Origin of the sequence: Robbsia andropogonis (assembly GCF_000970345.1) — a bacterium.
Taxonomy (GTDB): Bacteria; Pseudomonadota; Gammaproteobacteria; order Burkholderiales; family Burkholderiaceae; genus Robbsia; species Robbsia andropogonis.
Map to the genome: position 1 here is coordinate 1 of NZ_LAQU01000015.1, position 19587 is coordinate 19587.

The following is a 19587-nucleotide window of genomic DNA, read 5'->3' on the forward strand; positions in this document are numbered from 1 at the left end:
AACGTGCGGCCGCCATGTACAGCCTAATCGGTACGGCCAAACTCAACGGGATCGAGCCAGAGACGTATCTGCGCGAAGTGCTAACGCGTATCGCTGATCACCCGGTGAATCAGATCGACGATCTGCTGCCGTGGAACATCGCTTCCAGCAAACCCCGCTAAGCTTAAAAGGCTTATTAAAGTGCCCATTTATTTTTAAATGGGCACTACCGGCATGCCGCCATTCGATACCCGGCCACATGAAATACGCGGCTAACAAGATGCCTTCGGTCGACGCTTACTCTGAAGGCAGACGATGTGATTGATGACTTCAATCGGAAGGATTGTGCATCGATGTAGATTTTTCGATGCCCGCGTTGCGCGTAATTAAGTCATTGAATCAAGTCATTGAATGGCGCGGAGCACCCTTAAAAATTCGGTGCGACCACGGGCCAGACTATGTCAGCGAAGCACTGAAAGACTGGGCAGAAAAGCGTGGCATCCTGCTGCAATTTATCCAACCCGGAAAACCTCAACAGAATGCCTACATCGAGCAATATAACAAAACCGTGAGATACGATAGGCTTGCGCATTACCATTTCGACACCGTCGCGCAATTGCAAGACTATGCGACGAAGTCGCTATGGTCATAAAATCACCAGCGGCCCGATACAGCCATTGGTGACGTTCCGCCGAAACAGAAGTGGACAATCTTAGCTTAGCCTCTACCCTTGAAGACCGTTAATAATGGGGGGGACTACCCCCTAGGGGCAGGTGGCGGCAACTCCTATACCGTTTCTTGTGGCTGCGACGGTTCGGCTGTGACATCCTCATAGGGAATGCGTTCGCCAAACGGCCGTTCGTTGAGGCCGAGGCGGTCGGATACCGACTCTGGCGCGTAACGTCGGATCATGGCCGGAACCGCGTCGAAGGTAGCGTTCATGCCATCGACGACCGCTTGGCCCACATGACGCAGGAACTCATGGTGCGGCGCGAGCATGGCGTGCAGTTCTTCGGGACTGATGTCCCGTCCTGCTTGCGCGTCACGACCTGCACGCGCAAGAATTGTCTGCACCACCCGCGCATGCCGTTGATGGTCAGAATGGAACAGACCCGGAATGCGGACACGCGAGCCGAGCACGAGCAGGTTTAACGCTATTGCCTCGATGGGATTAAAAACTGTGCTACGGAAAATCCGCAGCATCGATTCCGGTACAACATTGAGCGCGCGATCGCCGGCAAGGAACGGTATCATGCCGACAATCATGGCGACGCCCATAGTCTTGACCGCCACGCTATCGCCCGGAGCGATATCGAGTGCGTGTTTCGTGGCGGTCGTGATATAAGCTTTTGGCGTTTCGTCACCATCCGGTCCAGGCATCACGCCATCCTTGATGCTCTGGACCAGCGCCGCACTCATCTTCTCGCGCGCCTCTTTCACTTCAGGCGGGATACCAGATGCGGCGCCGGCGATGGCCACCTCTGTCGCTAGGGCGCTCGCGGTAATGTCGACTGGCTTCGGGCCAGCGTGCCAGTACTGCAGGATGTTGTTCGGGAGCGCCGCGATCGACGAGATGACGCCCGCCTTGCTGGCTTTCTTGCCGGTATCTTTCAGGTCGTCCATGATTTCGCTACGCTTCCACGGTGCCTGCTTGCGAACAGCCTGGAGGATCATCGTGAGCCAGGTTTTGGCACCCCGCGCGGAATTTATGCTCGTAAGGACGAACATGGTGTCGAGCGTTTCGATGACTACCGGCGGCACAGAATCCACGACGGCCGCCGGCAGGATATGGCGTGCCGGCGAGAAGTGCTTGCCGAACAGCGCATCCTTGAGTTTTTGCGATGCCCACAACTCCCATGCCGACCCGATGCCGGCGCTCACCCCAAGGCTGCCCGCCAGGGGAATCAGTTGGGGTTCCTTCTTTGTGGCTGTTTCCAGCATTACTTCCGCGCCGAGACGCACCCTCAGGTCTTGGTTCTGACGGAGGCGGCTGGCGATTTCGGCTTCGAGGAAATCGTCATTGGACGAGACCGTCGGGGCGTGGGCCGCCAGAAAAGCTTCTGCGCGCACCGAAAGCGCGTCGCCCATGGACATCGTTCCGTGCGGCCCGAACGCAAATTTGCCGCTTGCGCCGTTGCCCCGTTCGACGGCCTTTTGCAACAGCGGGATATCGATTTCGGCCTTGAGTTTTTCTTCGACGCGGCTGGCTACGCCGCTGGCGTGCACTTCTTCATGGCGGCTCGCAGGCTTGAAATTCGCCTTGTCCACCGAGAATACCTTTTTGAACTTTTCGAGCGCCGCTTCCGTGTCGGGGTGGGCGTGCAGCGTGACGCGCGTTCCGTTGATTCTGGCGAGCCGCCTCGACTGCTCCAACGTTACTTCCGGGAGTGCATAGTCTAGCAAACTTTGAATGGTCTTATCCGACGACACGAGCCGCCCGTTCTTCCATGAAACGGTGCCCGAGTAGAGAGCCTCACCGTGGCGGACTGGTAGGACGGTGGCGGTATCCTGCACCAGCAAGTGCCCACTTTGCGTCTGTCAGGCGGGGAGCGATGCAAGCCGCCGCAACTGCTGTGGACGGTTGTTGTCGATGCTGGCAGTGGCGCGTGGGGCAGGCATCGACTGCGAACGCTCCAAAGTGCGGGACTGACGGGGGTAAGTGTTGCCAGCGCGCGACGAGGAGGCCTCTCCGTGCTCGATGGAGGACATCGGTGGCGCGTGGTCGACCACCGCAATAGCATTGCGTATTTCTTGCATAGAAAATAAGAGTGGGTTACGGGTAAGACTGTTGAAAATACCTCGCTTATTGAACGGATGCGAACGCGGCACGACTCTACCGAACGCGCAACGCACTAGTGTGTTCCGCACCGAACGGGGTGTGCTATCACCAAAACGTTGTAAGCGCGCCGTGATCCAATCTGTTGCGGAGTTCGAGCGGATATGACGGTTCTGTCGCAATAAGAAATTAGTGTTGTAAGAAATATTATATGTGTAGGAATACTTATGAAATTAAAGAGTCGAATTGCTGAGCGAGCGAGAGTGCCTTAAAGCAGCCGTTTTGACCTTTGCGAATTATAGGCATGGTCTCGATTCCACCAAGGATGATGCGTGCGCAGCGAAAATTCTTGAAGCCCATCATTGGCCGCGTTCGCCGCTTGATCGCGCCGGTGATCCTGTTCGACAAGGTTGTTCAAATACTTTCGCTGGCGAATCTTGATCGGTGTTTTGCGCTTGGCGTTGATCGCTTTCAAAGCGGCGAGATTCAATCCGCTCTTATCGATCGTCACGGTCTCGGGGTCGCCGTTTAGCGCGATTGCTCTCTCGAAATAAACCTGCGCGGCAGCTTTGCCCCAGCGTGCTCGTAGCAGAAGATCAACCGTGTTGCCGTTCAATTACGCTAAACAGCACCGCGCCGTAGCGCCGTAATTCACCTCAACTGTCTAATACCCGCTTTCCCGAATGGGCGTGTTCCGATGCCCGTTCAGTCGGGGAGAAAGTAGCGCTTACCCTATTGCCAAAGCACCTTCGCCGAGGCAACAGAACCCCTTGACTCCCTCAGTTGCAGTCGATACACGCCGCTGCGCCCCCTCCGTCACCACGCGAAGCTGATCCAGCGTAGCCTGCGTCGCCACCTGAAGAGGAGTCGCCAATATTGGCACTGGCACCAGCATATGAAGATTGAGTAAAGATCGCGCTAGTCAACGCGATCAGCAAGCAGCAGAAAACGTTCTTTTTCATCGTTTTTCCCCTATTTAAGCTTCCGTACAAGCTACTTGAGCTAGCGTTTTACAGTACCAAAGCATCATACGGCTGCAGTACAATCAGTTGCGGTGCACCACGATAAGTCAGAGCAAATTGAATAATATTCAAAGCAGCGAAAAGATGTAGCAAGATGCGAAGGTTCTGGCGCGATAAGGCGGTTTGGTATTCTGACGCATGCGAGCGAACAATCCGATCGATAAAGCAAAACCTGACGCCGGCGATGTCGAAAGTGTTTAAACGGCTCCACTATCCGCTGGACGTGATGTTGTTATGCGTGCATTGGTAGGTTGCGTATCCGTTGAGTTTGCGCCACCTCGAAGAGAGGATGGTAGAGCCTGGTATTGCGGTCAACCCCATCCGACCGTTCATCGCTGGGCGCACAGACTGTTGCCGCTACTGGAAAAACCGTTCCGGCTGTGTAAACGCACGGTCGGCAGAAGTTGGAGGATGGGCGAGACGTGCGCTCGATGCGTGGCAATATCTCTACCGTGCTGCCGACAAAGCCGGCAACACGGTTGATTTTCTGCTACGAGCACGCTGGGGCAAAGCTGCCGCGCAGGCATATTTCGATAGGGCAATCGCGCTAAACGGCGACCCCGAGACAGTGACGATCGATAAGAGCGGATCGAACCTCACCGCTTTGAAAGCGATCAACGCCAAGCGGGAAATGCCAATACAGGTAGATATCGGAAGTGAATTTATCTCGCATGCCTTGTATCACTGGGCATATAAAAACGGCGTAATGTTGGACTTCTCACGCCCGGGCAAACCGACGGATTATCCGTTTATCGAGTCGTTCGATGGAAGCTTCCGGGATGAATGCCTGAACGTGCATTGGTTCATGTCGTTGGACGATGTGCGGGACAAGATCGAGCAGTGGCGACAGTATTACAACGAATTCAGGCCACATAGTTCACTGGACAACCTGACGCCGTGCGAGTTCCCACTTGCACACCTAGAAGCCGGAAACCTCCAGGTCAATGTGCTCGGTTAACCGGGGGGAGGTCACTCCGAGCCGAGAGTGGGAGCGCCGCATGGGCGGCTTCAGGGATCGGCGACGAGCCCAGCGTTTCCTATCGAGCTTCGGTTCGATTCGACAGCATTTTGCTCCGAACCGACACCTGCTGGGCACGGCCGAACAGCAGTTTGCTTACCATTCGCTTCGAATCGTGGCGGCAGTTTACGTGCGACGGTCAAAATCCGTGCTCGTTCTGAGCAGCATCACTAACAACCGGTTTTTCAGACTATGCTTATTAACGTGACAATGCCAAGGTGGGAAGCGATGGCCGCAGTAAATAGATGACGGTTTCACGTGTCAAGCTTACCCGGCCGCTTCGCCCACGCGACGATGCCGAACATGGTCGTGCCGTATCCCTACGTGCCAATATGACCTGCGTCACCTCTTGCTGTTAAATTAGTGAGCGACGAGGGGTATCTTATGCCTGTCAATCATACCCACGAGCGCGTCATGGCCGAAGCCCCCAAGTCGCCTGATTCCAAAGGACCGACGTTGTCCAGTGATGACACAAGCAGCGTCCATTCGGAGGTCGTCCCGCGAGCGCAGCGCCGCCGCTTCTCGCCAGCCGATAAGAAGCGCATCCTGGAAGCGGCGGATCGGTGCTCGATGCCTGGTGAAATCGGCGCATTGATGCGTCGCGAGGGCGTCTATTCATTGTCCTTGAGGACATGGCGTCGCCAACGGGAGAGCCCCGGACTTGAGGCTTTGGCTCCCAAAAAAAATGGCCCTAAGCCCTATGAGGCGCGTATTGACGCGCGTCAGCTCGCTCAAGTAACCCGTGAACGTGACCGTTTACAAGCACGCTTGAACAAAGCCTTGCTGGTGATCGATGTCCAAAAAAAACTGGCTGCCTTGCTGGTGACTCCGATCGAATACACCGAGAAATCGTAATGGCGGCCGTGGCGCAACTCACACCGGCGCTCGGCGTGGCCGCTGCATGATGAGAATACGAACGGCCTTCTACGGCGATACTTCCCAAAAGGCGCCAACCTATCCCGATGGAGCGCGAACGAAATTCAAACCGTGGTTAACGCACTGAATACTCGGCCGCGCAAAACACTAGGCTGGAAAACACCTGCGGAAGCGCTGGACGAATACCTAAAGTCCGCTCAATAATCGAGTGTTGCGGCGACCGGTTGAATCTACTCAATATGCAAGCGGCCTGTACCAAGCACTTTTGCGACGTCACAAATTTATCTGCAGCATGAGCCGCAAGGGAAATTGTTGGGATAACGCGGTTGCTGAACGCTTCTTCTTAAATCTGAAAATGGAGCGCGTATGGCAGCGCGACTACACGAATCATGCTGAGGCCAGGAATGACATTGCGTCGTACATCGTCGGTTTTTACAACACCAGGCGCTTACGCTCGGCCCTCGGAAATCAATCGCCGGTTCTGTACGAACGCCTTGCAGCTGTAAAAGAACCTATCGTAGTGTCCTAAATTAGTTGACCACGACAGTTTACGCTGAATGCTCGAGGGAAAAATAATAATCGAGACGCAAGGGTCGACTAGGTGAGAAGGCAACAGCGGTAGCGACGCCACGAGCATTGATCGGATTGGATACGCACGCTGCGCGGCTACCCAGGTCGAATGCGCTGGCCACGGGCTCCACGCCAAGGCATACATTACGCCCATTCCACGGGCCATATTTCCTTCCCCGGTTGCTTATCCATAAAAGGACCGAAGGGAGTAACGCAGCATCCCATGTAAGCAAATAAGTCGCGCATGTCTGCTCGTCAACTAGTTTTATACGGCCATCTACCCCACATAGTTGAACGATCTCCTCGGTATCGTGCGCAAAAGGGTAGCGGTTGAACGCTTCCGTGCTTCCGTCGCGCAGTGGTACCTGTTCCAGCGTGTTGAATAAGCGGCCAGGCATGGCGCGCGATATGCCGGGCTCTGGCCCTCCCGGGTGCGTCATGCCAAAGCGAAACGCGCCAGGTTCGACTCGGAACGCTCCAGGCGCAGCCGGCAGCGCCAGAATGGGATGCAGCCCGATTGGCAGCCTGGCCTCGCGCCTTGCTTCGATTACAACGGTGAAGTGGATCGACGGGGCGCCAGGCAGAACACGTACCGTGCGGATAAGACGGATTATGGGCGAGTCTTGGGGGTAGCGGGTTTCAAGTGAAACGGTCGTGTCGTTAATAAGTACGGGGTGCCAATCGGCGACGCAGCCGTACCCGTGTGAGCACGGATCGTTGTAATCGAGCCCATCCAGGCTATCGGGCGAATCTGTGAGCGATGCCTGCCAGCTCGTCTCAAGGATTTCAGGTGCGGCTGACATGCCAAATGGCACGCATGGAAATTCACCGCGCAGGTGAGCGAGTAACCCGCCAGCATCGGGTGCGATTTCGTCAAGCCACGGTGCCTCGTAGAATGGACGAACCCACCCATGGCCGTGCCTTAGCGCAACGCTGCCCAGCATTGCACCGCGGGAATGCACGAGCAACTCGCCATGAGACCATTTTAGTTGCCAGTGTTTTGTCAATTTTGTCCTCGCTTACGGAACAAATTTAAGGAGACAGCAAATGCGTCAAAACGCCCCGCTCATATCTGCGTGGTGGTGCGGTGCGCGTTGCCATCATCCACTCAGAAAGCGCTCTTGATGCCAAACATTGTCACAAACTGACGTCCGTTCGACGAAGGCGTCGCGTTTTGTGAATCTCCCACGCTCGCCGTGGCCGCAACGATTGCTCCTGCGGCGTTGAGGGTCTGGCCGCCACCGAACTGGTAGGTCTCGAGCAGATAAAGCGTTGTACGTTTGGACAAGTTGTAGTTCTGGGAGAGCGCAATCTGGTGATAACGTGCCGCATCCGTGATCCCGTTCGCGCTGCTGGCGCGGGTGTAGCTGTAACCCACCATGAGGAGCGTCTCGGGAGAGAGTGTGTAGCTCGCGATCGCGCCATACGTGTTGAAAACGGCCGTATCGCGGAACAGCGATGCGCTGCCAGGCTTGAAACGCACATTGCTGTAATTCAACCCCACCATCCAGTTCTCAGCCGTGTAACGAGCCAGCATTGCCGCATACTGGACCGATGCGGCCGATGTGTAGCCAGTGTTCAATGACGATATGCCAAAGCTCGATGCAGAAGCGGCATTCCAGCTCGGCGAGCCGGCAACGTTTCTTAATTGCTGGTAGGCGACGGCAAAGCCGGCCGGGCCGTGGTCGTAATGCAGACCTGCACTGAATGCGCTACCGTTCGTAAGAGATCCTGGTTGTCCGCCCAGCGCGTACATTAGTCCGCCTTGGAGTTCCGACCATTTAGGAGACATGTACTTGACAGAGTTGTTGTATCGGATCCCCGTGTCGAAACCATCGATATCCCCAGGGTGGGCTCCTGTAGCGCCTGTAAGGCCATTGAGCGGCGTATAAGGCCCGATCACATCCCAGTAGACCGGATACTGCCTGCCAACGGTGACCGTGCCGGAAGCGGTATTTGCCAATCCCATGTACGCCTGGCGCTGGAATGCCATGTTCGAACCATTGGCAACGCCTGTATTAAGGTTAAAACCCTGTTCAAGGCGGAAGATCGCAGAGTAGCCACCGCCTAGATTTTCGGTCCCCATCAGTCCCCAACGGTTGCCCGCATACACCCCGGCATTGAGATAGATGTTTTTCGAACCGTTCTGATTGCTGACGTAAGCAAGGCCGTCGTCAACGACGCCATAGAGGGTGATATTCGACTGTGCATGCGTGGCGCTCACGAAGCTCAAAGCTGAAACGACAACAAGTCCGTTTGAAAAGAGATGTTGGGTTAGTTTCATGATTTCGCTTTATTTGATCTATTTTTGAGATAAATTGGACCATCGGAGAAATCGCTACTTGTCAACATGGTGGAAAAATTTATTAAAAATGCGGACGAGAACGTTGTAGGTAATCGGGCTGATACTTTGTCATTTCTGCTCCATCGTCGCGATGAGTGATACCGCACCTCATGTATTGCGCGTGCAACTGGGCTAGCGCATCCTGATCGATAGTGACGCCGAGGCCGGGAGAATTTGTGACGGATACCTTGCCGTCCACGATCGGAATTTTTCCACCGGCGATGATCTCCTCTTCCTGCCACGGATAATGCGTGTCGCAGTCGTAGTTGATTTGCGGGATGGCCGCGCCGAGATGGGTCATTGCCATCAAGCTGATGCCCAGGTGCGAATTTGAATGCATTGAGAGGCCAATGCCGTGTAGCTCACACATGCGTGCAAGAAGCTGTGTGTCACGCAATCCGCCCCAATAGTGATGATCGGAGAGGATCACCTGAACGCCGTTGAGCGTGAGGTTGCGCCGGAATGCATTGAAGTCACATACGACCATGTTTGTCGCGAGAAGCAGACCGGTATCGCGGTGCAGCGTTGACATGTCTTCAAGTGTTGGCGCGGGGTCCTCGAAATACTCGAGAATATTTCCCAGTTCGGCGCCAAGTCGATGCGCGGTTGCGAGTGACCAGTTCCCGTTCGGATCGATGCGTAAAGGGTAGCCGGGAAATGCGGCGTGCAGGGCACGTAGCGTTTCAGCTTCACGTTCAACTGGAAGCGCCCCCGCCTTCAGTTTGATGCTGCGGAAACCGTATTGATCGATCATCCGGCGAGCCTGTGCCACCACTTGTGCGGGTTCGAGCGCGGCGCCCCACGAGTCCGGCTCGTAAGGGCAATCCGCATGCTGCGCATATTTGAAGAAAAGATAAGCGGAGTACGGTACTTCACGACGGACCGCGCCACCTAGCAGTTCACATAGTGGAATGCCAAGATGCCGGGCATGGGCGTCGAGAAAAGCCACTTCGAATGCCCCATAGAGCTTTGCTACCGCGCGGGCCGGATCGCTGCCGGGAGGTGGGCGCTTAGGATCGGGATAGCCCTGCAGCGCCGCATCGGCAACCTTTTGAGCGAGCGCTCGCAGTCCGTTCAGATCCGTAACGGCGTGGCCGTGCAAACGCGCGGCCATCTGTTCCAGCATTTGTACGAACGGCAGATCGCCGTAGGTTTCACCCAAGCCGATCGCACCGCCGCGGGTTTCGATTTCGATAATCGAGCGAAGGGCGAACGGCTCGTGAATCCCGGCGGCGTTAAGCAGCGGGGGGTCCTTAAAAGCGATTGGCGTAACTTTGATGGATGCGATTTGCAACATCATTGATCTCCGGATGAGTGTGCTTAGTAGCGACCGGATCGGTCAGTTTTTTTTAACAGCAGCCACAGGATCAGCATGCCGCCCAAGTCGAAAAGTCCGAGTACAAAAAAGAATGGGGTATAGCCGACTGATGTGACGAGTCCTCCCATCAACAAGAGGAATGCAGTCGAGCCAACGCCACCGACGGTACCCGCCATACCCGTTGCCGTACCCACTTCATTGCGCGAGAACAAATCGGTCGACAGAGAGATGACCGTGGTTGAAATAAGTTGATGACAGAAACCACCTACGCAGAACGCAGCCGCGACGAGATAAGGGCTGGCCAGGAAGCCAATCGTGCTCATGCAGGGCATGATTAATGCGCCGACGGTAACCGCGATGCGCTTGGAATCAATGACGTCCACCTTGAACCAACGCATGGCCAGTCTGCCAATCACACCGCCGGCAATGGCACCGAAGTCAGCGGCGAGAAACGGTAGCCACGCGAGCATCGCCATCTGTTTCATGTCCAAGTGATGAACCTTGACCATGAAAAGTGGCAGGAAAAAAGTCATGGTCGCCCATGCCGGGTCTGCAAGAAACCGCGCGAGTGCCATCGCCCAGAAGTTTCGGCTGTTCAGGATTATCCGGAAGCTGGCCTTGCGCTCGGCAGGGGCCTCGCGAGCAGCGTCTTCGCGCAGCAACGCCAGTTCATCGGGTGTCACAAAACGATTGTGCTGCGGATCGTTATAAAAGAAACACCAAATTAACGCCCATGCCAGGCCCACAGCGCCCGACAGGTAGAACGCATATCGCCAGTCATAGCGGAGGATTGCCCACACGATAAGAGGCGGGGCGATCATCGCGCCAAGAGATGTACCGATATTGAATATGCCAGCGGCGATTCCTCTTTCTCGCGCGGGGAACCAGTTACTGACTGTCTTCATGCCTGCGGAAATCATGCACGATTCGGTAACTCCCATGCCCGCCCGTCCCGCAAGCAGCGCGTTCCATGAACCCGCGAGCCCGTGGCTCATATTCACAAGCGACCAGGCAATGGCAAAAATCGCGAGACCCACTTTTAGCCCGATCACGTCTAGCAAGTAACCCGTGAACATCTGAGTGCCGGCGTAAGCGAATTGAAATGCGCTGACTGCATATCCGTACTGCTCGGTTGTCACATGCAGATCCTTCATAAACGAAGGGGCGGCGACGCTAAACGAAAATCTCGACAGGTAATTGGCTATCGTGCCAAGCATGACGAGGGAGATCATCCACCACCTGAGGCCTTTGACTTTCACTGCTTCTGTCTCCGTGCATGTTTTTCTACGAGCCAAGAAACGCGGTTCGACTCGGGAGGCTGTACGTTGGGAAGCTGGAGAAACGAGCATCACCTTGTTGAGCCGTGACGTCAGTCATGGTATCACTTAGTTTTACTATAGGCTGTGGTTGTCGTATTAAGGCTAACCCTAAATAATGGCTTGTATTATGAATTTATTTTGCAAAAAGTATGTTGTTCCTTTTCACGAATGACCTTATTTTCAACTGGTACGACAACTTATCTATAGGGGATTTTTATAGGACTAGAAAACGTCGTACCAAATTAAGTTGGTTTCGCTCATGCAAGACAACACGCCGCCATTGCCATGCCGATATCCTTCCTGGTGTTTATTTAGCGTTGTCACGTTCGTGTCACAGAAATGAAGTTAGCCTCTGGACGCGTTGGCAACGAATAGCAGGCGAGGCGATGACGGGGAAACGCGAAAGCGTACAAAGCGCTGCTAATGAATGGCTATGATGATCAAGCCGACATTGCACTTGCCTTCTGCAGCGGCGAAGAGATAATGTATGACTACCGCAATTGCGCGCAGCAGTGCTGCATGCTCCACGACCATTTCAGCGGGCTGGGCTGGAAAGTGCCCGATATGCTCGCGCATCTGGAATAGCGACGACGGCTTTTATAATGTTTTTCTCCGACGAGGCTTAGATGGCCGAGCGTGACCGTGTAATTGGCAAAGCAGCAGGGACGGCGGTACAAGATTGTGAATCGTGCTTGGTTACCAACCCGGTTTCTGGAGCGCGATTGACAGGGAAGACGTCGTGCGACGCTAACTGAAAGTAGCGACGTTTATATGCTGTACCGCGCTTCTTCGAGATCTGCAATCAGTGTTGGTCCTGTCGGGTGCCAATTCAACCGCGCTTGTGTCCATGCGCTCGAAGCGGGCATATCCATCCCGACAAACATTCCCATCCATCCGAAATGCGATGAGGCTTCCTCCGGGGCAATCGACGCGGTCGGTAATTCGAGGCCTCTACCCAGCGCTTCGGCGATTTCGCGACTGGTGATGCCTTCTTCGCCGACCGCGTGATAACGTGCGCCCGGTTCAGCTGCCTCCACGGCCAGTCGGTAAAGACGCGCGACGTCGGATAGGTGGCCAGCTGGCCAGCGGTTGCTTCCGGCACCCACATAGGCGACAACGCCTTTTTCACGCGCCACGTCGATAAGCGGGGAAATAAGGCCTTGCTTGAAAGGATTGTGAACTTGCGGTAGCCGTACCACTGATACGTTGATACCCTCTTGCAGCAGTGCCTGTCCCGTCAGCTCGGAGACAATACGTGGATTGGGGTGACCGGGATTGAAGACGTCTTCGGTCGCGGGTTCGCCGTGCTGGCCGCTGCCCATGCCGGTCCCTGACGTGATGATCAGCGGTCTATCGGAACCCGCGAGTGCGGCGCCGAGGGCGGTGATCGCACGCCTGTCCTTTTCGCAATTCTCGGCGAACCGGCTGAAATCGTGGTCGAACGCCACGTGAATAATGCCGTCTGCCTTTGCGGCCCCGCTGCGCAAGCTTTCCGGCTCCTCGAGCGTGCCGCGATGCGGCTCGGCTCCCGCGTCGATGAGCGCTCGCGCGCCCGCGTCCGAGCGCGTCAAACCAATCACCTGATGACCGGCCTGAATGAGTTCGGGGACGAGTGCCGAACCGATGAAACCAGTTGCCCCTGTGAGGAAAATCCGCATGGTGAAGCCTCCTTGGTCGTCAGGCGTCTACTATCCGATTGTTTGCTATCCCGTTAAAGTAGTGATTTCATCATAGTAAAGTGACTAACAGGTTCACTATGCCAATCAACACCCCCGACTCGCTTGGCGCTTTTCTGAGAAACCGCCGTACGCGCCTTGATCCTAAGAGCCTTGGATTGACTGGGCGCAGGCGAACGCCCGGGCTTCGCCGTGAAGAAGTTGCTCAGCGCGCGAATATCAGCCCGACGTGGTACACATGGCTTGAGCAGGGGCGGGGCGGCGCACCTTCGGCGGAAGTGCTGGATCGGATCTCCGGTGCCCTTATGCTGACGCTTGCCGAGCGCGAGCATCTTTTCATGCTAGGGCTTGGGCGACCACCCGAGGTGCGGTACAACCCTGTTAGTACTGTCAATCCCAGGTTGCAGCGGCTGCTCGATTCGTTTGACGCCAGCCCGGCGATCATCAAGACTGCTACCTGGGATGTCGTAGCCTGGAACCGTGCTGCCGCGGTGGTGCTGACGGATTACGGGACCTTGCCGCCCGGTCAGCGCAATATTCTTCAATTCTTGTTCCGCAATCCCGCCGTTCGCGCGAAGCAGCACGACTGGGAGAGCGTTGCCCGTGTCGTGGTCGGTGCCTTCAGAGCAGATGTGGCTCGCGCCGGTCTCGCGTCCGAGGTCGGCAAGCTGGTTGCGGAATTGCGCGGCCTGAGCGCGGAGTTTGACGCACTATGGCAGGACAACGAGATACTTAACCAGAGCGAAGGAGACAGCATCAAGCGACTTCAGCATCCCACGCTGGGGCAGGTCGAATTGGAGTACTCAGCATTTTCCGTTGACGGTAGACCGGACCTGGGCTTGATTGTCTATACGCCGCTCGACAATGGAGTTGCCCAACGAATCAGGGCGCTCGCCGCGTTACATCGACGTGACCTTGTAACCTACGATATTGCCGAAAATAGCATCTCAGTTGAATGATTTCGACACGGTTCAGGGCCGTCGAGTAACCTTCAGCTTGTTTTCCTGAAGTTTGTGACCCGACGACCGTTGTCCGACCAAATTCAGCTGCTCGCAGTAGCATTGTCAACGGCTGCGGTGGTTGCGTAGAGTATCTTTGCCAACGCCTCTCCTTCCACCTAGCAGCCTTTTAAGGAACGAACGGTGAATAGCGGATGATCCGCGATTAGCGGACCTCCGTGTGGCGCCGCTCGATACCCATAAAACGGCGCTTGTGCTTGGGTATTAGAATCGGTTCGAAGCTGGCATTGCAGTCTCGTGCAATCTGTAAATGCAGAAGGCCATCGGATGCATCTTCTTGGCACTGTGCCCGTTGCAAGCTTCTCAGCCCCGGGCTATTAGATTTGATGTGATGTACTTCCAGGCTTTGTCGTGGGTGTCTGACATCAAACCATCAAAAAGAACGGCGCACCTGACATTCAGTCGTTGCTGTGCAGGTTCACGTTCAGCCCTCCCCATTGCGCGGCATTCGTTGGAAATGCCTCGACTGTCCCCGTTTGGCTATTTCGACGGAACAAGAGCCCTGGTCGGCCAGACAACTGTTTTGCCGCGACTACGCTACCATCTGGCATCTTGACCTTTGTACCGGCGGTGACGTATAGACCCGCTTCGACGATACATTCGTCACCGAGTGAAATACCGATACCGGCATTCGCTCCAAGCAGGCTTCGCTCGCCAACTGCATTTTTAGTTTTTCCGCCTCCTGACAAGGTCCCCATGATGGAGGCGCCAGCGCCGATATCCGCGTTTTTTCCGATGACTACGCCTGGCGTTACACGACCTTCAACCATGGATTCTCCAAGCGTACCCGCGTTGAAATTGACGAAGCCTTCATGCATGACAGTCGTACCGATCGCCAAGTGTGCTCCGAGCCTCACGCGGTCTGCGTCGGCAATCCGCACGCCATCAGGTACGACATAATCTGTCATCCGAGGGAATTTATCGACGGATGTGACAGTGAGGTGGTGGTATTCTGCGGCGACCCGCGTGCGTAATTCGCCTACAGCGCTTGGAAGTACGGGCCCAGCCGATGTCCATGCGACGTTTGGCAACAACGCAAAGATTCCATCGAGGTTGACTTCGTTAGGTTTGACAGATCTTTCGGAGAGCAGGTGCAAGCGTAAGTAGGCGTCTTCCGTAGAAACTGGCGGTGCGTCAAGGGATTCAATCACGACGGTGGTTATATCGCTTGAGATCAACCCGACCTTCTCGGCAAGACAACCTCGACGCTGTTCGATCCCAAAGGGTGGAAACCAGACGTCGATGGTTCTGCTGGTTTTCGCATCTTTATAGCGGTGGCCCTTTCGTTGAATAACCATGAAGACTCCGTTCTTATGCCAAATGGGTAGGAACTGTTAAAGTCCAAACGCCGGATTGGGTGATCATAACCCGAACGTGTTTTAGGGAAGATGGCTGACTGGCTTAGCTCATTGATTCTTGTGCTAGTGCCATGGTTGCTTTGTGCGTTGCTGTCTGGGTTTCCCAATCTGTAATTCTTTCCGATAATTCTCAATCGACGGATGCGCCAGATGTGACAATTTCCAACAGATTAGTGCATGTAAAACGCAAAATTAGAAGTACATCTGCCAAAAAACGACCTTTTGCATCATTTCACTTGACCGGGTAATTCTTTCCGATAATTCTAAGCAAGGCGAATCTTTTTCGGTTTGGGTCAGTCACGAAACGGCAGTAGCGGGTTGCCGTTTCGCAAACGCGGTTTTCGTAACAGCGCAATGCACTCAACTCAGGCGCGGTTGGATGCCCGACGCAGTTGCCGTCAGGCCACGCCATACGCCCCTTTTCCCGAAAGCACTTTCGCGCTGTACTCAAATGTTCAACAGACAGTCCGTTAATTTGAGTAGTACTGCAGGACAAGTAGCACATCGCAGCTGGTGGAACGAGAAAATTCTAAAAATAGACCATGGCCACAATATCAAGAAATGACGCTCAATCACCGAAAGGTACTGTTATCGCGGAGTTGACGACGGCAGTTCGCAGGATATCGAGGAACAAGATCGACGAAATCGATCTGATCAATCGCGAGGCGACCTATCTTGCGATCAATGCCCTGATCGAGGCGGCACGCGCAGGGGAAGCTGGCCGCGGCTTTGCAGTCGTGGCGAACCAGGTGAAAGACGTTTCCCGCCGGATCGGGCAGCTCACCGGCGAGTTGGGCGCTGAACTCTCGACAATCAGTGAAGCGATGGTCGCGGAACTGGAGCGACAGCAGGTTCAGCGCCTCACCGATCTTGCACTGAACATGATCGACGTGATTGATCGTAATCTTTACGAGCGCTCATGCGACGTCCGTTGGTGGGCGACCGATGCGGCGATCGTTGATGGAGTGGTGAAGGGCGCTGATGCTGCTGCTTATGCGTCCAAGCGGATGTCGGTGATACTCGATAGCTATACAGTGTATCTCGACATCTGGATGCTAGACCTTGAAGGCCGAGTTCTCGCGAATGGGCGTCCAGCAAAGTTTCCGGTCGCGGGAGTGGTCAATGCCAAGGGCCTGGAGTGGTTCGAAGCCGCGCTGCGTACTCGCTCGGGCGAAGAATATGCCACCGCCAACGTGGACGTGGTCGCAGGCCTGGACGGAGCACAAGCGGCGACATACGCGACCTCGATTAGGGAAGGGGGGGCAAGCAACGGTAAGATCACTGGTGTCCTTGCGGTTTTTTTCGATTGGACGAAGCAGGCATCGGCGGTGCTTGATAACGTGCGGTTGAATAACGAGGAACGCGCCCGCACAAGGTGCATGATTGTCGATGCCACCGGCCGTATCATTGCCGACTCGATACAGACGGTTCAGGATGCGAAGCGATATGCATTACAAGTTCGGAGTACGAATACGGGTGGCTATCGCACAGCCGAAGGGGCGTTCGTGGGATATGCACTGACGCCTGGTTATGAAAGCTATCGGGGAATGGGGTGGTTCGGGGTGATCGAGCAAAGGCCACATTCTGTTGATGGGTGATTTGTGTTGCCCATACGGCTCGCGATGGAGCCGCATCATCACAGCATCAGTCATTGAACTGATAAATTCGGGCGAGCATGTATGACGTGCCTGGTTGTCAGGCGCGGTTTCATGGCGAGTATGTCTCGTCTGAATCGGGGGATGCACCAGATCTCTGCAAACTAGCGGTTTGCGTCGCGCCGCTTAGTTCGCAAGGATGCCAATCGTATGCAACCACACGTCAGCCTGTGCAGGCCATCCCGTGATTGGCAGTGCTGTTCGTCGCAGCCCGAACGCATGGCCACCTTGCGCGTATAAATGCATTTCGGCCGGCACGTGTACCTTCGACAGCGCAATATAATAAGTCAGCGACTGCTGCACGCCATCCACATAGTCGTCTTCTGCTTGCGCCAAAAACGTTGGAGGCGTCTGACTGGACACGGGGATATTCGCGTTGAGCGTGCCATCGGCATTTGCCAGGTGTCCAGGATAGATTGGCATGGCGAAATCCGGCCGTGCACTTTCATCGTCGGCGTCATCCACCTTTGGATATAACTGGCGGTCGAATAGTGTGCTGATTTCCGCCACGAGATAGCCGCCCGCCGAGAACCCCAGGACGCCGATCTTGTGCGGATCGATATGCCACTGCTCTGCATGATAGCGCACCATCCTCATCGTCCGCTGCAGGTCCTGCAACGATGGTGCCGATATCGATCGATTTTGCAGGCGACAATCACATTGCCAAACATAAGGCGCGCTGGGAACGCGATACTTCAGTAGCACACATGTAATACCTTTTACTGTGAGCCAATCACAGACCTCGGTGCCCTCCAGATCAATGGCAAGGGCTTGGAATCCTCCTCCAGGAATCACGACGACCGCTGCTCCCGTTGCGTTTCCTTTCGGCGGATAAACAGAGATCGTTGGGTTCGTCACGTTGGTAACCTCGGTATAGGGCTTGCGCCCTATGTCTCGTGCACTGATTGAAACGTCTTCAGGACCCGGTGTGGGCTGTGCACCGGGCACGGCTCCAGGCCATACTGCAATTTCCGCAATCCCCTTAGCTGCCTGCCATATCATCGGCTTGGCTTGCACGCTTTCTCCTATCACCAGCAGTCCCAAGGCGATGCTCACTTGTTTCATGAAACGCCATTTCTGCAGCATATACATTCCTCTTCAATAACGTATTTCGGTGAAGCCGAACGATCTGTTGGATTTGATGTTGCGCGGTGTCGAGCTTGGATTTTTCATCACTTTATGCAATTGAAGCCTGAAGAGATATACATAAGCTCCGATGCGAACGAGACAAAATATCGCCTCTTCGCAAAGGAATGGCAAACGACATTAAATTGCACTTGAGTAAAGAAAATGTTGTGACGTTATGAAGATACGTCCTTATCTCTCCACTTCATTCACCGCCAGTATCTGCGTGATGCCAGTCGAGCCGCGATCATCCGCGCGATCGTCCGGCGTAAATTCTTGAATGACTCGTAGCCAGGACACCCTGTCGCATTCGGCCCGGATAACGCGCCGTGCTGTCATGTCGACACGATGAATCAATGTCTCGACGACCCGACTGCAACGGCGTGCGTTCCATTGGACATTGCTTCGTGCGTTCGCACGGCCGTTACCCGGGCTATCTTATATTTCGCAGTGATCGCTTGCTTTCAGGGAACGCGGCGCCTTGGTTTTTGCGCCCATATGGATTTCAACCAATTATGCCGAAAATAGATATTGTCTATTTGTGGGTAGATGGACGCGACGCTGCCTGGCAGCATAAACGACATGATGCGTTTCTTGCGCAGCAAACGGCGATGCCATCCGATACGACGCATCATGCGCCTTATGGAAACGTCGCTGGCCGATATCGCGACAACGGCGAGCTTCGGTACAATTTGCGAGCGCTGTCACGTTTCTTCCCTGATCATGGAAACATTTTTATCGTCACGGATCGTCAGGTACCGCATTGGTTATTGCCTGCCCGAGATATCTTCGTGGTCGATCACGCGACGTTAATACCTGCGGGTCGGTTGCCGGTCTTCGATTCCGGCAATATTGAATCGTATGTTCATCGAATACCGGGCCTGTCGGAGCAGTTTATCTACTTGAACGACGATGTTTTCTTCGGGGCGCCCGTCATGCCTCGGAACTGGTTCGATCCTTTCCCGGCGCTTCCGTGCGACCTGGCCCGGATCAATGATGGCATGACGTTGCAGCCCGAGCACCTCGCACCTGTAAATGGCGCGATCATGGCCGGGCAATGGCTGAAATCTCGCTATAGTGACTATGTTCAGGACGCGCGTTTATTCGCGCATGCGCCGCGCGCCTTGTGCCGATCAATTCTCTATGACTTCGAAGTCATCGCGCGAGATGTATTTGATGCAGTGCGCGCCACCACATTCAGGGACTGGCGCGTGCCGCCCGTAATCACTGAGTTGTTGCCGCGTTGGATGTGCCACATTGGCCTTGGTCATCGCATTGAACGAGACACGCTCTACATCAGTTCCGGCGATATTGATGCGGAGCGGTCTTGGCAAATATTATGCGCCCGCTTTGGCGACTTGCCATTCTTCTGCATCAATGACACTTGCGACAATGCACCGGACAATGACCCCCGTCTGACACGCGTTGCGGACGTGTTACAGCATGTACTGCCAACGCCCTCGCTTTACGAGCGGCATTGACCGTAGGGTATCGGGTCTCGTCTGACCCGTCACCGATGTTGCTGTTCCGCG

At 55.1% G+C, this 19587-nt stretch carries 17 protein-coding genes and 6 pseudogenes; 11 read left to right on the forward strand and 12 right to left on the reverse strand.

Annotation, left to right across the window (positions count from 1 at the left end):
• Both WM40_RS28805 and WM40_RS14680 read left to right on the forward strand, forming a co-directional pair.
• The coding region (locus WM40_RS28805; protein ID WP_162199079.1) for a transposase domain-containing protein at window positions 1-161 on the forward strand (161 nt) is incomplete at its 5' end.
• A 132-nt stretch (window positions 162-293) separates the two neighbouring features.
• Window positions 294-628 (forward strand): annotated as a pseudogene (locus WM40_RS14680) (DDE-type integrase/transposase/recombinase); the annotation flags it as partial.
• A 137-nt stretch (window positions 629-765) separates the two neighbouring features.
• On the opposite strand, the gene xopB reads toward WM40_RS14680, so the two are convergent.
• The 4 genes and pseudogenes from xopB to WM40_RS31465 form a co-directional block, all read right to left on the reverse strand.
• Window positions 766-2493: a XopB/HopD1 family type III secretion system effector gene (gene xopB, locus WM40_RS14685; protein ID WP_082102804.1), complete on the reverse strand. Its 1728-nt coding sequence runs from the start codon at window positions 2491-2493 to the stop codon at window positions 766-768.
• A 24-nt stretch (window positions 2494-2517) separates the two neighbouring features.
• Window positions 2518-2736, reverse strand: coding sequence for a hypothetical protein (locus WM40_RS30155; protein ID WP_157685806.1), 219 nt, complete (start codon window positions 2734-2736; stop codon window positions 2518-2520).
• 244 nt (window positions 2737-2980) lie between these two features.
• Window positions 2981-3365, reverse strand: a pseudogene (locus tag WM40_RS14690) (DDE-type integrase/transposase/recombinase); the annotation flags it as partial.
• 169 nt (window positions 3366-3534) lie between these two features.
• Complete coding sequence (locus tag WM40_RS31465) at window positions 3535-3717, reverse strand: hypothetical protein (protein WP_157685807.1); 183 nt, start codon at window positions 3715-3717, stop codon at window positions 3535-3537.
• 349 nt (window positions 3718-4066) lie between these two features.
• On the opposite strand from WM40_RS31465, the gene WM40_RS32105 reads away from it, so the two are divergent.
• The 5 genes and pseudogenes from WM40_RS32105 to WM40_RS14705 form a co-directional block, all read left to right on the forward strand.
• On the forward strand, window positions 4067-4735 hold the full coding sequence (locus WM40_RS32105; RefSeq protein ID WP_082102776.1) for an integrase core domain-containing protein: 669 nt from the start codon (window positions 4067-4069) through the stop codon (window positions 4733-4735).
• Window positions 4734-4956: pseudogene (locus tag WM40_RS32755) on the forward strand (IS6 family transposase); the annotation flags it as partial. The gene WM40_RS32105 and the pseudogene WM40_RS32755, both read left to right, overlap by 2 nt.
• A gap of 202 nt (window positions 4957-5158) precedes the next feature.
• The gene (locus tag WM40_RS14700) at window positions 5159-5650 is read left to right on the forward strand and encodes a hypothetical protein (protein WP_157685809.1); all 492 of its coding nucleotides are present in this window, start codon (window positions 5159-5161) and stop codon (window positions 5648-5650) included.
• A gap of 48 nt (window positions 5651-5698) precedes the next feature.
• Window positions 5699-5875, forward strand: a pseudogene (locus WM40_RS29580) (transposase); the annotation flags it as partial.
• Window positions 5876-5903: 28 nt separating this feature from the next.
• Window positions 5904-6200, forward strand: a pseudogene (locus WM40_RS14705) (integrase core domain-containing protein); the annotation flags it as partial.
• A gap of 19 nt (window positions 6201-6219) precedes the next feature.
• Here the strand turns inward: WM40_RS14705 and WM40_RS14710 are convergent.
• The 4 genes from WM40_RS14710 to WM40_RS14725 all read right to left on the reverse strand — a co-directional run bounded on the left by WM40_RS14710 (window position 6220) and on the right by WM40_RS14725 (window position 11252).
• Window positions 6220-7248, reverse strand: a complete 1029-nt coding sequence (locus WM40_RS14710; protein WP_036009588.1) for a hypothetical protein — start codon at window positions 7246-7248, stop codon at window positions 6220-6222.
• A 101-nt stretch (window positions 7249-7349) separates the two neighbouring features.
• Window positions 7350-8525: a porin gene (locus tag WM40_RS14715; RefSeq protein ID WP_024903362.1), complete on the reverse strand. Its 1176-nt coding sequence runs from the start codon at window positions 8523-8525 to the stop codon at window positions 7350-7352.
• Between the two features lie 82 nt (window positions 8526-8607).
• Window positions 8608-9882: an enolase C-terminal domain-like protein gene (locus tag WM40_RS14720; RefSeq protein WP_236693525.1), complete on the reverse strand. Its 1275-nt coding sequence runs from the start codon at window positions 9880-9882 to the stop codon at window positions 8608-8610.
• A 23-nt stretch (window positions 9883-9905) separates the two neighbouring features.
• Window positions 9906-11252 (reverse strand): MFS transporter, encoded by a 1347-nt coding sequence (locus WM40_RS14725; RefSeq protein WP_081764903.1) that lies wholly within the window; start codon window positions 11250-11252, stop codon window positions 9906-9908.
• Between the two features lie 393 nt (window positions 11253-11645).
• Here WM40_RS14725 and WM40_RS30165 point away from each other — a divergent pair, with 393 nt between their 5' ends.
• Window positions 11646-11807, forward strand: a complete 162-nt coding sequence (locus WM40_RS30165; protein ID WP_157685007.1) for a hypothetical protein — start codon at window positions 11646-11648, stop codon at window positions 11805-11807.
• Between the two features lie 182 nt (window positions 11808-11989).
• On the opposite strand, the gene WM40_RS14730 is transcribed toward WM40_RS30165, so the two are convergent.
• Window positions 11990-12880 (reverse strand): SDR family oxidoreductase, encoded by an 891-nt coding sequence (locus tag WM40_RS14730; protein ID WP_024903359.1) that lies wholly within the window; start codon window positions 12878-12880, stop codon window positions 11990-11992.
• A gap of 98 nt (window positions 12881-12978) precedes the next feature.
• Here WM40_RS14730 and WM40_RS14735 point away from each other — a divergent pair, with 98 nt between their 5' ends.
• The gene (locus WM40_RS14735) at window positions 12979-13857 is read left to right on the forward strand and encodes a helix-turn-helix transcriptional regulator (RefSeq protein ID WP_046153234.1); all 879 of its coding nucleotides are present in this window, start codon (window positions 12979-12981) and stop codon (window positions 13855-13857) included.
• Between the two features lie 458 nt (window positions 13858-14315).
• Here the strand turns inward: WM40_RS14735 and WM40_RS32505 are convergent, their stop codons facing one another.
• Window positions 14316-14825: a DapH/DapD/GlmU-related protein gene (locus WM40_RS32505; RefSeq protein WP_366520204.1), complete on the reverse strand. Its 510-nt coding sequence runs from the start codon at window positions 14823-14825 to the stop codon at window positions 14316-14318.
• A 12-nt stretch (window positions 14826-14837) separates the two neighbouring features.
• A pseudogene (locus WM40_RS32510) lies at window positions 14838-15215 on the reverse strand (tetrahydrodipicolinate N-succinyltransferase N-terminal domain-containing protein); the annotation flags it as partial.
• A 602-nt stretch (window positions 15216-15817) separates the two neighbouring features.
• Here WM40_RS32510 and WM40_RS14745 point away from each other — a divergent pair.
• Complete coding sequence (locus WM40_RS14745; RefSeq protein ID WP_024903356.1) at window positions 15818-16873, forward strand: methyl-accepting chemotaxis protein; 1056 nt, start codon at window positions 15818-15820, stop codon at window positions 16871-16873.
• Window positions 16874-17056: 183 nt separating this feature from the next.
• On the opposite strand, the gene WM40_RS14750 is transcribed toward WM40_RS14745, so the two are convergent.
• Window positions 17057-18016: an alpha/beta hydrolase gene (locus WM40_RS14750; protein ID WP_236693526.1), complete on the reverse strand. Its 960-nt coding sequence runs from the start codon at window positions 18014-18016 to the stop codon at window positions 17057-17059.
• Window positions 18017-18570: 554 nt separating this feature from the next.
• On the opposite strand from WM40_RS14750, the gene WM40_RS14755 reads away from it, so the two are divergent.
• The gene (locus tag WM40_RS14755; protein WP_046153235.1) at window positions 18571-19536 is read left to right on the forward strand and encodes a stealth family protein; all 966 of its coding nucleotides are present in this window, start codon (window positions 18571-18573) and stop codon (window positions 19534-19536) included.
• Window positions 19537-19587 lie beyond the last annotated feature (51 nt).

Excerpts from the sequence above, each read along its gene's own strand:
- WM40_RS14755 (WP_046153235.1), top strand. The coding sequence starts at position 18,571 with ATGCCGAAAATAGATATTGTCTATTTGTGGGTAGATGGACGCGACGCT.
- WM40_RS14725 (WP_081764903.1), bottom strand. The coding sequence starts at position 11,252 with ATGCTCGTTTCTCCAGCTTCCCAACGTACAGCCTCCCGAGTCGAACCG.
- WM40_RS14715 (WP_024903362.1), bottom strand. The coding sequence starts at position 8,525 with ATGAAACTAACCCAACATCTCTTTTCAAACGGACTTGTTGTCGTTTCA.
- WM40_RS30155 (WP_157685806.1), bottom strand. The coding sequence starts at position 2,736 with ATGCAAGAAATACGCAATGCTATTGCGGTGGTCGACCACGCGCCACCG.
- WM40_RS30165 (WP_157685007.1), top strand. The coding sequence starts at position 11,646 with ATGAATGGCTATGATGATCAAGCCGACATTGCACTTGCCTTCTGCAGC.
- WM40_RS14730 (WP_024903359.1), bottom strand. The coding sequence starts at position 12,880 with ATGCGGATTTTCCTCACAGGGGCAACTGGTTTCATCGGTTCGGCACTC.
- WM40_RS31465 (WP_157685807.1), bottom strand. The coding sequence starts at position 3,717 with ATGAAAAAGAACGTTTTCTGCTGCTTGCTGATCGCGTTGACTAGCGCG.
- WM40_RS32105 (WP_082102776.1), top strand. The coding sequence starts at position 4,067 with ATGGTAGAGCCTGGTATTGCGGTCAACCCCATCCGACCGTTCATCGCT.
- WM40_RS14745 (WP_024903356.1), top strand. The coding sequence starts at position 15,818 with ATGGCCACAATATCAAGAAATGACGCTCAATCACCGAAAGGTACTGTT.
- WM40_RS14750 (WP_236693526.1), bottom strand. The coding sequence starts at position 18,016 with ATGCTGCAGAAATGGCGTTTCATGAAACAAGTGAGCATCGCCTTGGGA.
- WM40_RS32505 (WP_366520204.1), bottom strand. The coding sequence starts at position 14,825 with ATGACAGATTATGTCGTACCTGATGGCGTGCGGATTGCCGACGCAGAC.
- WM40_RS14735 (WP_046153234.1), top strand. The coding sequence starts at position 12,979 with ATGCCAATCAACACCCCCGACTCGCTTGGCGCTTTTCTGAGAAACCGC.
- WM40_RS14720 (WP_236693525.1), bottom strand. The coding sequence starts at position 9,882 with ATGTTGCAAATCGCATCCATCAAAGTTACGCCAATCGCTTTTAAGGAC.